Source organism: Pseudomonas sp. EYE_354, assembly GCF_023148575.1.
Classification (GTDB): Bacteria; Pseudomonadota; Gammaproteobacteria; order Pseudomonadales; family Pseudomonadaceae; genus Aquipseudomonas.
Map to the genome: position 1 here is coordinate 40,851 of NZ_JAHXNQ010000006.1, position 12,707 is coordinate 53,557.

The window sequence follows — 12,707 nt, forward strand, 5'->3', positions numbered from 1 at the left end:
GCGTCTTTTACAGGCCCAACTCGGACAAGCCCGGATGCTCATCCGGGCGCCGCCCCAGCGGCCAGCGGAACTTGCGCTCGCTGTCTTTGATGGGCATGTCGTTGATACAGGCAAAACGGTGGGCCATCAGGCCGTTCTCGTCGAACTGCCAATTCTCGTTGCCATACGAACGAAACCAGTTGCCCGAGTCGTCGTGCCATTCGTAGGCGTAACGCACGGCAATGCGGTTATCGGTAAAGGCCCATAGCTCTTTGATCAGCCGGTAATCCAATTCCCTGGCCCATTTGCGCATGAGAAAAGCCTTGGCTTCTTCACGGCTATGGGCGAATTCGGCGCGGTTGCGCCATTGCGTGTCCAGCGTGTAAGCCAGGGACACCCGTTGCGGGTCGCGGGAGTTCCAGCCGTCTTCGGCCAGGCGTACTTTTTCAACCGCCGATTCACGGGTGAACGGCGGCAACGGCGGGCGGGGTTCTGTGGTGTTCGACATGTCATGGCTCCTGTTAATACGAAGTTGCGCAAGCGGGCATTCACAGCCCCAATAACGTTTGCGCCATGCATTGCGCGTTATCGGCGGCAGTGGAATCGCCCATGACCAGGGCAACGGTAATGGCGCCATCGATCAGGATCAGCAGGTGCGCGGCCTGCCGTTCGGGCTCGGGGGTGCCATGTGCTTGACACAGTTCGAGGACGTACTCGAACAGTTTCTGCTTATGGGCCTTGGCCAGCAGCCGCACCGGGTCGTGCGGGTCGCCGGTTTCGCCGCTGGTGTTGATAAAGGCGCAGCCGCGAAAGTCTGCTGAGCCGAACCAGGTTTTCAACGCGCCGAACAGCGCCAGCAGGCGTTCGCCACGGCCGTCGACGCGTTCCACTTCGTCGCGCAGCCAGTTGAGCCAGCGCTCATCGCGACGGCGCAGCGCAGCAAGCACCAGTTCGTCCTTATTGGCGAAGTAGCGGTAGATACTTTTGCGCGAGACACCGGCGGTCTTTACCAGAAAATCCATGCCGGTGGCGGCGATGCCATGGCGATAGATCAACTTCTCGGTGACGTCGAGGATAATGTCGCGGGTTTCATTCGGGGGCATGTCGTTCATGCGTTAAACAGTAGAACGATCGTTCTTCTTGGTCAATAAACTTTTTTCCATGCCAGCCAGCGAGACCTGAGCACACCCATGGTGTAAGCTCGGGGCCTCTTCGGATTCGACCCATTGCGAGCCTTATGCCGTCGTTCTTCAAACGCTCTCTGTTGCCCAAACTGCGCGGTTTCCCCCTGACTCCCGATGCCCTTGAGGTGTTGTCCGGTGCTGCCGCATATCGCCAGCGCCTGCTGGAGCTGATCCCCCAGGCCACCCGGCGGATCTACATTGTCGCGCTGTATTTGCAGCAGGATGAAGCAGGGCAGGAAATCTACGACGCCCTGCACGCCGCCAAGGCCAAGCGGCCAGAGCTGGACATCGTGGTGGTGGTCGACTGGCTGCGCGCCCAGCGCGGGTTGATCGGTGCCGGCAAGCAGCCCGGCAACAGCGCCTGGTACCAAGCCATGACCGCACGCCACAGCAGCGAAGTGCCGGTGTACGGCGTGCCGGTACAAACCCGCGAACTGTTCGGTGTGTTGCATCTCAAGGGCTTTGTGATCGACGACAGCGTGCTTTACAGCGGCGCCAGCCTGAACAACGTGTATCTGCACAAATTCGACAAATACCGTTTCGACCGTTATCACCTGATCCACAGCCAGCCCCTGGCCGACTCCATGCAGCACCTGGTGGAACATGGGCTGGTGGCGTCCAAGGCGGTGCATCGCCTGGACCTGCCCAACCCGCCGACCACCCGCAGCTTACGCAACGATATCGGTGACCTGCGCAGCCGCTTGAAGCATGCCGCCTATGACACCACTGCCGGGCAATTGCCCAACGGCCACCTGTCGGTCAGCCCGCTGCTGGGTGTAGGCAAGAACAACCCGTTGAGTCGGGTGATCCTGGAGCTGATCGCCGGCGCCCAGCATCAACTGACCATCTGCACGCCATACTTCAACCTGCCGCTGCCAGTGACCCGCGAGATCAACCGTGCCCTGGCACGCGGCGTGAAGATCGACATCATTGTCGGCGACAAGACCGCCAACGACTTCTACATTCCGCCCAGCGAGCCGTTCAAGGTGATTGCGGCCTTGCCGTATCTGTACGAAATCAGCCTGCGCCGCTTCGCCAAGCGCCATCAGCCGGTGATCGACAAAGGCCAGCTCAACCTGCACCTGTGGCGCGACGGCGATAACACCTACCACCTCAAGGGCATGTGGGTCGATGAGCGTTACACCTTGTTGACCGGCAACAACCTCAACCCACGGGCCTTCCGCCTCGACCTGGAGAACGCCTTGCTGATAGATGATCCGCAAGGCCAATGGCTGGGGCCACGGCGTACCGAGCTGGCGCAGATTTTCCAGCACACCACGCGCATTGAGGGTTATCAGCAGTTGGAGACGCTGGTGGACTACCCGCCGGCGGTGGGCAAGTTTCTGCGTCGGGTCAGCCGCGTGCGGATTGAACGTTTGCTCTATCGCATCCTGTAGGCCTGAGTCGACTGCACGGCGAACTCCGTGGTTTCCGTTCGCCGTTTAGGGCATTGCCCTTGGGTCATTGGGAATTTGCCTACGGTTTGCTTGCGTGTTGTCCCTTACGTTTTCTGCCGACAGTTCTAAGGACTGGAACTCTCGCCATTCTTTTGGATAGAGAGCGTGAGTATGACAACCATCAGCAGACCCCCTGTTGCACCCGTATCGTTCGTTCCCCAAGTGCCTGAAGCGCCGATTATGGCCGTAGGCGGCGCCCGGGATGACACTGTGCCGCAGCATTCAAGCCCGACCCGCCCGCAACGCCCACTCCACGACAGTCGTTCGCTGCGCGCCGTGCTTTTGGACGGGCTCGCAGACCCGTTGCGCGAGCCGCAAAACCGCGTCCAGCGACATGCCGCCAAGGCGGTCGGCGCGGGTGAGCGTTTCCCGACCGTCGCCGAGACAAGCGATGCCGATAAAAAGCTGCAGAAGAACCTGAACCGTTGGCTGCGTACCGGCAACCCGCCTGATAACGCGGTGCCGAAAAAGGCATCCATTGCGCCGTTTATTGCCCTGTACAACGCTGCGCTGAAAGACTCGCGCCTCCAGGCGTGGATCGAATCCAAGGGCTTCAAGCCAGAGACCGTAAGGGTACTGGACGGTGCCGTGGTGGGCATCGTGGTGCGCGATGGCAAGGAAACCTTCCAACGTTTTAGCGCCACCGACGGTTCCGGCTGGGGACAGGTCAGCACACAGGTGTCTGCGCTGCAAAGGATCCTCTCGCCGAACAACTGGGGCATTCCCCTCGGCATCGGTGCTGCCACGGCGAATATTCCACTTATTGTGCTGTTGGACTTTTATGGGGTTCAGGCACCTAAAAATGAAAAGGCGATGGCCCTGTTGGGCAAACAGCTCAAAGGGAATGGCTGGCCGTCAATATCGCAGGCGCAGCGTGATCAGTGGGCGGCGCAACTCAAACAGCAACGGCGCTACAAAGAGGACGGTGCCGTACGGGAGCGCCTGTCCGAGCTGCTGCAACCCTTGCTTGAGGGCAAAGAGGACAACGATCCGCTGGATCTGAATGGGTTGAGCGTGGTGGTCGCCCCCGGCGCAAGCCTGGATCAGCTCAGTAAAAAAAACCGCGAACGGTTTCAGCAATTTCTGGCATCTGCGACGTTCCAGGCCTTTTTGGACAAGACCGGCTTTCGACGCTTGGGTGCTGAATCCGGGGCGCATGAATACAGGCTGTCGGCGGGTGACTTGCAGATGCGCGATCGCGCAGGTCAGTGGGTGTCGCTGCTGCGTGCTTTTGAGGATGAGGTCGGGAAAGTGTCTCGCGGGGGCAATGCAGACGCGCAAGCTGCGGCGCGTCAAATGGGCGCGGAGCTGGATCGGTTAGTGACACTGAGTAAAAAAACCGGTGATGCGCTGTATTCCACGCGCACGTATGACGCCCGTCAGGCCATGGCGCACTATGCGCTTGACGTTCCGCAAACCGTCGGCCAAATGCGCGCGGCCCTGAGCGGTTTCAACACGCAGTTGCCGGCGCCTCCTCCGGCAGGTAACTACGCGGGCATGACGCCCTATGGGCCGGGCCTGGGGGATCTGCCTGGCGCCGCCAGGCACATACTCAAAAGCGCCTCCAAGCAGGTCATGGCGTTGTTCAAGGCGTTTTCCCCTGACCCGTCGGGCTTCCAATCCTTCCCCGACCCGGACAGCCAGCTCGCGGCCTTTTTTGACTCCCCAGGCGCCAGTGCGCTGGCAGACACTATCGCTAAATCCCTGAAGCTGTTTGCCGTGGCCGACGGTCAAGCGCTCCCAAGGGCTGACCGCCATCAAGTTCTGGCGACGGCCCTCAAGTTCAGTGTCGACGCGCCGGTGCCAGGGCTTCCAGGGACGGTGGCGGGTTACGATCTGTACCAACCGGCCAATCTGGGTCGCACGCTTAAACAGATCAGGAGTGACGTCGAGCGTCGCTTGATAGACAAAGGCGTTGACCCTAAGGTCTCGGCATTGATGGCCCACTTGTACCTGGCCCAGTCGGCGCCGGAAATGCTGATCAAGCGAGACCCTGGCTTACCCGACGACCCCCTCAACCCGCTCAACGGGGACCCGCTCAGTATCAAGGTCGGTTCCACGGCGTGGATGAGCGTGCGCCTGGCCAGCGCGATGGCAGGCGATTCGCGGCTGAACCTTCAGCAGGCCCTGGCTCTGGCACGTCAAGCCCCGACAGGGCCTAACCATGAGGCATTGATCAAAATGATGGGCGCCCAGGCAGTGTTGGACTGGGGTGTCATGGCGGGCATCTATCCGGCCACCTCCGATCGCACTTACTCCAGCACGGATTATGAGGCCGCCTCCAAAGCGTTTACCGAGCGGGAAAAAACGACGCGCGACGCTTTCGAGGCGTTGACACGTGAGCCTCCCACGCAAAGAAGCCTATTAGTCAAACAACTAACGTCGTTGTTTCCTGAAATGACTGAACAAGAGATTCGCGCGGCCAGGCTGGATCTCGTGACCGATGAACCTTATGACCCCCGCAATCACGCACACCTGGAAACCCGCCAGCCATTGCTGGTTGACTTCATTTTGGCGGGGGAGGCTGAAGATGCGAGTTTTTGGCTCAAACTCACTGCTTCTTTCAACGGCCTGTTCAAGGGTGACAAAACCTATAACTTCAATCACCCGCAGATTTCCCAGGCGACTTTTTTCCAGCGCATCAGTCGTCTGCCGACGATCACGTCGCTGGTGCAACCGGCGGTTGATCAGTACCTTGCTGACCGCCGAAAGGCCCAGGCGACGGCGATGAAGCTGGCCTTCGCTGAATTACCTCTGAAACAGCGCACGGCACTGGAGTCGTCAAACGAAATTCAGTTTTTCACGCTCCGTACAGGCACCGGTGAAAGCCTGGAGCACGACAAAGCGCCGGACTCGAAAGTGGCAACAAAACGCGGCACCCACGGCCTGTTGATGCGCTACGAAACAGGTCAGGCCACCCCCAAATATGGCTACTACGAAGTGTTCCCCAACTCGATGAAAATCATCGAACGAACCGACCTGCCCGATGATTTGCCATTGGGCGATCACATCACCAGAGGCTATGAGCCCACCGGGCTGGGTGGCTATTCGCCGATCAAGGTGCAGAAGGGGGTGACGCTGCCCTACGATTTTGAGGCCTATCGCTCAGGCACCGTGCCACGCTCCGGGGTGAGCTCGGAGGTCATCATTGAAAAGTACGGCCGCCCGTTGCGTGGCTCAGGCGACAAAGCAAATCCACGCGCACCCAACACCTTTGTTTCTTCCACCACCGCGAAACTCGTGGACACCCTGCTGGCCTATAGCTTCGACGGCAAACGCGAGGCGTTGCTCGACTATGCCAATCAACCCACCAGGCTTGAACGCCGCCGTGCCTACCCGTTTGCCTCAGGCACCCCTATTTTTACCGCCGAAAATGCGCGCACGGTCCTCAGCCTTATCCCGTTTGTGGGCGCACTGGCGGATCTGGTGGAGGGCAATACCCGAGCGGGCGTGCAAGGACTGCTAATCGACATGGCGTCTTTGATCGCCACCGGTGGGTGGGCTGGAGTCAAAAGCTTTGCCAAGGGGGCGAAAATACTGATTCGGTTCAATCGCACGCCGTTCAGCATGGCGGCACTGAAAGGCGCGGGTACCTTTTTGCGGGGGGTATTCAACCCGCTGGAAAGTCTTCCTGAGATTGTGCGCGCTGGCCCGAACGCCCTTAAAACGTTTGCGCGGGGACGTCCATTTCGTCTTGGATCGAGCACCTTTTTACCGGTGAAGACCTTTGAACAATGGCGCTGGACCGTTGGCGCGCACGATACCTTGTTTGCCCCCTCAAGCGCCTCGGACAGCCAGTGGGCGGGATCGCGCAAAGGCTCTATCGGTCACCAGCAGGTCCATGCGATCCAGAAGAGCGGCTACTGGTACGCGATCAACCCCTTAACGCAAAGACCCGAAGGCACACCCCTGGAGCAGTTCATACCGCAGGCGAACTGAAACCAGAGCGGCCCGGGCCTGCGGCAGCCGAGACCGGGCTGCACGCACGCCGGGGCGGCCAATCAGTTCAAACCCAACTTGCCGCGCAGCATCGACAGGTCTTCAGCCAGGGTGTTGACCGGGCCCACCAGGGCTTTGCGGTCGGCTTCTTTGACCTTGTCATAGGTTTCGAAGCCGCCGTCCTTGGTTTTGTACTTGGCCAGGATCTTATCCACGGCGGCGAAGTTCTTGTCGACCTTGGCCAGGAATGCCTTGTCTTGCTTGTCGATCTGGCCACGGAACAGGTCGACGATTTTCTTAGCGCCGTCGATGTTGCCCTGGAAATCGTACAGGTCGGTATGGCTGTAGCGGTCTTCTTCGCCGGAGATCTTGGTGGCGGCGACTTCTTCGAGCAACGCGGCGGCGCCGCCCACGACTTTTTCCGGCGGGAAGGTCAGGCCATCGACGCGGGCCTTGAGGTCGTTGACGTCGGTGTTGAGCTTGGCGGTCAGCGCTTCCAGGCCTCTGGTGGAGTTCTGCGAGAACAACGCGTATTCGATGCGATGGAAACCGGTGAAGTCTTCGGCCGTCACGCCTTTTTCGTGGTCGTCGACGCGCGAATCGATGGAGGCGTCGAGGTCGCTGAACAGCTCGGCGATCGGCTCGATCGACTCATAGTGCACGCGGGTCGGCGCGTAGAGCTTTTTAGCGGTGGCCAGGTCGCCTTTGTTGATGGCGTCGGTGAACGCCTGGGTCTGGGTCACCAGCTCACCGATTTCTTCGGTGACGTAGAGCTTGTAGTCCGACACCGGGCCTACCAGATCCAGCGGCGCCGTGTTGGCGGCAAAAGCGGCGAGGGGCGAAAGGGTCATAAGCAACGACAACGCGAGAGTCGACTTCTTCATGGGACGGTTTCCGCTGTGAGGGGTGGTTTTCAGGTGTTGGCAGTGGTGTGAGGGGCTGTGGCGGCCAGCAGCGTGCGGCCGATGAAATCCTTGGGGCCGGTGACCCCTGGCAAGCTGAAGAAGTACCCGCCGCCCACAGGCTTGAGGTATTCCTCCAGAGGCTCGCCGTTGAGCCGGGTCTGCACGCTGATAAAGCCTTTCTCCAGGTCAGCCTGGTAGCAGATGAACAACAGACCCATGTCCAGCTGACCGTTTTTATTGACGCCGTTGGAGTAGTTGAACGGCCGGCGCAGGATCAGGTTGGCCTGGGTCTGCGGGGTACGCGGGTTGGCCAGGCGGATATGGGCGTCGAGCTTGGTCAACTTGCCTTCAGGGTCCTTGCTGTAATCGGGCACCTGGGATTCTTGTTGGCCATCCATGGGCGCGCCGGAGGTCTTGATCCGACCGATGATGCTTTCCTGTTCTTGCAGGGGCGTGCGGTCCCAGCGTTCGACGAAGTTGCGGATGATGCGCACCGCTTGATAGCTGCCGTTGGCCGCCCACGCCGGTTCGTCGCTGCCCGGTTGCACCCAGACAACCTGGTCCATGATCCTGCTGTCGTTGGAGTTGGGGTTGGCCGAGCCGTCACGGAACCCCAGGAAGTTACGCGCACTCTGCGCAGGCGTGCCGGGTTTGGCGGGCGCCTGGGGCGGCACGCTGCCTTCCTGCTTCCAGCGCACCAGCAGCAGGTCGGGCAGGTTCTTCACAATGTCGCGCAGGGCATGGATATTGGTGTCCGGCGTGTTGGAGCTGAACTGCAGGCTCAGGTCGCCATGGCACTGCGCCGGCTCCAGTGCATCGTTGGGAAAGCCGACCATGCGGATCAGGCGCTTGGGCTTGGCCGCGCCAAGGCCGAAGCGCTCATCGAACAGCGACGCTCCGACCGATACGGTGATGGTCAGGTTATCCGGGGTCACCACCGGGCCGAGGATGCCGGAGTCGGTCGGCGGCAGTTTCGGGTCGACTTGCGCCACGGGGCCGCCGGTCATCAGGAAACGAATGCGTTCGTTCAACGTGCGGAACAGGCGCTCCAGATCCTGGCGGTCGCTGGCCAACACGTCGAACGCCACCAGCATGCCGCAGGCCGGGCGCGGCGTGACGATACCGGTCTGGTGCGGGCCGAAAAAGTCGTGGTGGTCCTGGGTCTTGTCACTGCGCGGTGCGGTGGTGACTTGCTCGGCAGCGGCAGCCATGGCCGGGCAGCTCAGGCTGCTGCCGGCGATTGCCGCGCCCGTGGCCGCCATGCCCAGCAGGACACGGCGGCGTTGTAGATCAAACGGTGTTGAATCACTCATGTGTGCGGTCGTCTTCACTGCAGGCCGGAGAGGCCAAGGGCGGGGTCGATTCCATCGAGTGCAACGGCCAGAGCCTTGGCCTTGTCGGCGATCTGCTTGCGCTGATCGGCCGTGACGCTGTCGTAAGAGGCGTAGCCTGTTCCGACGTTGAAACCTTGGAGTTGGGCATCGAAGGCGGCGAGGGCGCTGTCGACCTTTGGCAGCAGGTCGGCGGCGGACTTGGCCAGCAGCGGCCGCATCAGCTCGACGACTTTATGGGCGGCTTGCAGGTTGGCAGCGAAACCGTTGAGGTCGGTGTGGCTGTAGCGCTCCTCTTCGCCGCTGAGGGCACGCACGTCCGCCAGGCTGTTGAGGTTGCGCACCACGATGCCCACCAGTTGCTCCGGTGGCAGCGACTGGGCCAGCAATTGCTGTTTGAGGGTGGTGACATCGGTCACCAGGCGCTGCGCAATCGGCGCCAGGCCATCGAGGCTGCGCTGCTGGAACAGACCGTATTCAAGGCGATGGAAACCGCTGAACGCCGGGTCCTGTTCACGCTTTTCAAAGTAATCGGCGCGGGCATTGATCGCGTTATCAAGCGTAGCCAGGCGTTGCGACGCCGCTGCCAAGCGCTGGTAAGCCGCACGGGCGGGCACATACAGCGCCTGGGCCTGCGCCAGGTCACCGGCGTCGATGGCCTGCTGCAAGGCGGTCGCGGCCTTGACCAGCGCGCTGCCCTGACCGCTCAAGTACACGCGGAACTCCGACAACGGGCCGATAAACGCCACCATCGACGGCTTGGCTTTGGCCTGGGCGTCGGATTCGGCGGTGGGCGTGACATGCAAGGTGCCACGGGGGTTGCTGAGCAAGCCGCACGTGATCGCATAGTCGCCGGGCAGCAGGTTGGCGTTGATCACCTGGCTCAGGCCCGGGGCGATGTTTTCCCGTTCCTCGACCACCAGCACACCGTCGAGGATTTCCCACTCCACTGCACGCTCAGAGCGGTTGATGATACGAAAACTCGCGCGGCCAGCCGGCACCGTCAGCGCGTTCGGCTCGCAGGCGTGGCCGTGGATGGTCACCGCGATCTCGTTGCCATTGGCCTGGCGCTTGCCGGCCGCCAGTTGCGAGGCGTAATAGAACAGGCCACCGGCGGCGATCATCACGATCACCGAGCCGGCCACCGCCCAGCGCAGGGCGCGGGGTGGCGAAGCCGGTTGAGGAGTTGGGTTGGACAAGGGGCGGTCCTTACTGACTGGAAACGGAAGAAGGTATGGCGGCCGGCGTGGACGGCAGTAAGAACATCACCAGCGCCGCCACCAGGTAAATCAGGTAGGCGCCAAGGGTGCTGACGGTGGGGGCTTCCTGATAGCCGAACATTCCGGCGAGCACCGAGCCCAGCGGGCTGTCCATCGGCAATACGGCGCTGAAGTCGAACAGCACGGTTTGCAGGTGATTCCACACGCCCGCTTCGTGCAGGGCCTGTACCGAATTGGCCAGGATGCCGGCGGCCACGACAAGGATGAACAGACCGGTCCAGCGGAAAAACGCACCCAGGTTCAGGCGCATGCTGCCGGTGTAGATCAGGAAACCCACGATGATCGCCAGAACCAGGCCGAGCAGGGCCCCAATCGGTGCGCCGGGGCCCTCGCTTTGCTGAAACACCGCAAGCAGGAAGAACACGGTTTCCAGGCCTTCGCGGGCCACGGCGAAAAACACCATGAGGATCAACGCGGTGACCTGGTGTTTGGAGCCGGTCAGCGCCTGATCGAGGGAGGCGTGCAGCGAATGCTTGATGGAGCGCGCGACCTTACGCATCCAGAACACCATGGAACTGAGGATGCCCACGGCGACCAGGCCGACCACACCTTCGAACAGTTCCTGCTGTTTTTGCGGGAACTCCGCGCTGACCAGTTCCAGGCCACCACCAACCAGCAAAGCCAGCGCAGCGGCGAGAAACACCCCGATCCACACGGCAGGCATCCACTGACCACGACCGGTCTGTTGCAGGTAACTGGCGATGATGCCGACGATCAATGCGGCTTCAATGCCTTCGCGCAGCATGATGAGAAAGGGGACAAGCATTCGGCACCGCAGGGCAATTAGATAGGGTGCTAAGTTGTAACATAATGATACTCATTGCCAAACAGGAAATATTGACTTTTGCTGAACGCAGGCTGAACGGTGGTGGCTTAGCGTGAGCCCCCTTATGATGCACGCCATCTAATCGTGACCTGTCGGATTACCCAGCGCCCTATGTCGGAAAAAGACACGATCTCTATCCACCTTGTCCGTGAAGCCTTGTTGCAGAGTTGCGCGCAAGGGGCGGCCACGGTCGAGGCCTTGAGTAAAGTCGGGATCGATCCGGCCTTGCTCGAGCAGCCCGCTGCGCGCGTTCCGGCCACGGCCTATGCACGGTTGTGGCGGCTGCTGGCGAGGCGCACGGACGATGAATTCTTCGGCATGGACCCGCGCAAGCTAAAGTCCGGCAGCCTCGCATTCCTTTGCCGCACGGCCATCGCGCAACCCAGCCTGGCGACAGGCCTGGAAACCGGCCTGGAAACCGGCCTGGGTTTCCTCTCGCTCATGCTTGAACACCTGCCCGCCCAGTTGGTGCGCCAACAGAGCCTGGCGGAAATCGTGCTGCTTGAACCGCAGCCTGAGGCAAAGCGCGCGTTCACCTACTTCACCTATTGGATGATCGTGCACGGCGTCGCCTGCTGGTTGGCGGGGCGGCGCATTCCGATCCTGGCGATTGAACTGCGCTGCCCGCCGCCGGACTTTTGTGACGATTACCGCGTGATGTTCTCCGACAACCTGCGCTTCGACCGACCGCGCACCCGCATGATCTTCTCCGCCGACTGCCTCGACCTGCCGATCAAGCGCAGCCCGGAGGAACTCAAGCGCTTCCTGGCCCACGCGCCGGCGAACATCCTGGTCAAATACCGCGACCCCGACAGCCTGGCGACTCGCATCAAGCAGGACCTGCGGCACATGCCTCCCGAGACCTGGCCCGAAACCGAGGGCCTGGCGACCACCTTGTGCATCTCCGCTTCCACGCTGCGCCGCCGTCTGGCGCAAGAAGGTCAGACCTACCAGGGCCTCAAGGACAGCGTGCGCAAGGAGTTGGCGATCGTGTGGCTGGCCGAGCCACAGATCAGCTTTGCCGAAATTGCGGCGCGGTTGGGGTTTGCCGATACCAGTTCGTTTTATAAGGCGTTTCGTAAATGGAGCGGATCGAATCCGGGGCATTATCGGAGTTTGATTCTTAATGATGATGTAAGTCTTCTGGGGGGCAGGTAATGCTCAAGTCATGCTTGATCTGTGTTTGTTTCGCTCTGTTCCCGCTCACTGCCTGGTCGGCGCTGGGCATCGGTGATTTCACGCTGGGTATGCCTCGCTCGCAAGTCATGGACATCCTGCAGCGCTATTTCCCGAAAGTGGAACGGGAGAGCGACCTCTCCTATGCGGTGCCGATGCCTTACTACCGTGCGCTGGAACCGTCCCGTCCCTATTTTTTGGGCGATGTGCCGATTTATGTAGTGGGTGCCTATTTCGATGACGACGACCGACTCAAGCAACTGAGCATTGCCTTTAATATCACCGACCCCGAGCGTCTCAAACTCCTGATACCGCTGATGCGCGAGGCGCGGCTGGTGCCGGACACGGATGGGCGCCATGAGGTGATGGTGGCGGACGGTGAGTTGGTCTACTGGGTCTCGAGGATGTTCGAATGGACCACTGTAGAGATCGCCGATAAAGCCACTTCGAAGGTCAATATTGCGAAGCGCTTACACGTTGATGAGCAAATCAGAGCGGCACGTTAAGCAGGGAAGTCAGCACACCGGGCCAGGGTCATTGGGCTGCCTGTTGATAGGCGGGGGAACCGGTGGTGCGTTTGGTGGCAGTTATGGTGGAGCACTCGGGGAAACCATCGGCGAGAAAATCTAT

10 protein-coding genes are annotated in these 12,707 nt (G+C 60.9%); 4 read left to right on the plus strand and 6 right to left on the minus strand.

Annotated features, from left to right (window positions below):
• Nucleotides 1–7: 7 nt before the first annotated feature.
• Together KZX66_RS09985 and KZX66_RS09990 are read right to left on the minus strand one after the other, a co-directional pair.
• Nucleotides 8–487 (minus strand): nuclear transport factor 2 family protein, encoded by a 480-nt coding sequence (locus KZX66_RS09985; protein WP_248078852.1) that lies wholly within the window; start codon nt 485–487, stop codon nt 8–10.
• A 40-nt stretch (nt 488–527) separates the two neighbouring features.
• The gene (locus KZX66_RS09990) at nt 528–1,091 is read right to left on the minus strand and encodes a TetR/AcrR family transcriptional regulator (protein WP_248078854.1); all 564 of its coding nucleotides are present in this window, start codon (nt 1,089–1,091) and stop codon (nt 528–530) included.
• Between the two features lie 125 nt (nt 1,092–1,216).
• Here KZX66_RS09990 and pssA point away from each other — a divergent pair, with 125 nt between their 5' ends.
• Nucleotides 1,217–2,560 carry a CDP-diacylglycerol--serine O-phosphatidyltransferase gene (pssA, locus tag KZX66_RS09995; protein ID WP_248078857.1) on the plus strand — a complete coding sequence of 448 codons (1,344 nt, stop codon included), beginning with the start codon at nt 1,217–1,219 and terminating at the stop codon, nt 2,558–2,560.
• A 171-nt stretch (nt 2,561–2,731) separates the two neighbouring features.
• The gene (locus KZX66_RS10000; RefSeq protein WP_248078860.1) at nt 2,732–6,559 is read left to right on the plus strand and encodes a hypothetical protein; all 3,828 of its coding nucleotides are present in this window, start codon (nt 2,732–2,734) and stop codon (nt 6,557–6,559) included.
• A gap of 62 nt (nt 6,560–6,621) precedes the next feature.
• Here the strand turns inward: KZX66_RS10000 and efeO (KZX66_RS10005) are convergent, their stop codons facing one another.
• From efeO (KZX66_RS10005) to efeU, 4 genes are read right to left on the minus strand one after another with little or no spacing between them, the layout of a single operon-like run.
• Entirely contained in the window at nt 6,622–7,443 is an 822-nt protein-coding gene (efeO, locus tag KZX66_RS10005) for an iron uptake system protein EfeO (protein WP_248078863.1), read from the minus strand.
• Nucleotides 7,444–7,472: 29 nt separating this feature from the next.
• Entirely contained in the window at nt 7,473–8,795 is a 1,323-nt protein-coding gene (gene efeB, locus KZX66_RS10010) for an iron uptake transporter deferrochelatase/peroxidase subunit (protein ID WP_248078865.1), read from the minus strand.
• Nucleotides 8,792–9,994 carry an iron uptake system protein EfeO gene (efeO, locus tag KZX66_RS10015; RefSeq protein ID WP_248078868.1) on the minus strand — a complete coding sequence of 401 codons (1,203 nt, stop codon included), beginning with the start codon at nt 9,992–9,994 and terminating at the stop codon, nt 8,792–8,794. Before efeO (KZX66_RS10015) ends, efeB begins: the two co-directional genes overlap by 4 nt.
• A gap of 10 nt (nt 9,995–10,004) precedes the next feature.
• Nucleotides 10,005–10,841 carry an iron uptake transporter permease EfeU gene (gene efeU, locus KZX66_RS10020; RefSeq protein ID WP_248078871.1) on the minus strand — a complete coding sequence of 279 codons (837 nt, stop codon included), beginning with the start codon at nt 10,839–10,841 and terminating at the stop codon, nt 10,005–10,007.
• A gap of 171 nt (nt 10,842–11,012) precedes the next feature.
• On the opposite strand from efeU, the gene KZX66_RS10025 reads away from it, so the two are divergent.
• Both KZX66_RS10025 and KZX66_RS10030 read left to right on the plus strand, forming a co-directional pair.
• Nucleotides 11,013–12,059 carry an AraC family transcriptional regulator gene (locus tag KZX66_RS10025; RefSeq protein WP_248078874.1) on the plus strand — a complete coding sequence of 349 codons (1,047 nt, stop codon included), beginning with the start codon at nt 11,013–11,015 and terminating at the stop codon, nt 12,057–12,059.
• On the plus strand, nt 12,059–12,583 hold the full coding sequence (locus tag KZX66_RS10030; RefSeq protein WP_248078876.1) for a hypothetical protein: 525 nt from the start codon (nt 12,059–12,061) through the stop codon (nt 12,581–12,583). The genes KZX66_RS10025 and KZX66_RS10030 overlap by 1 nt, the downstream gene beginning before the upstream one ends.
• Nucleotides 12,584–12,707: the final 124 nt, after the last annotated feature.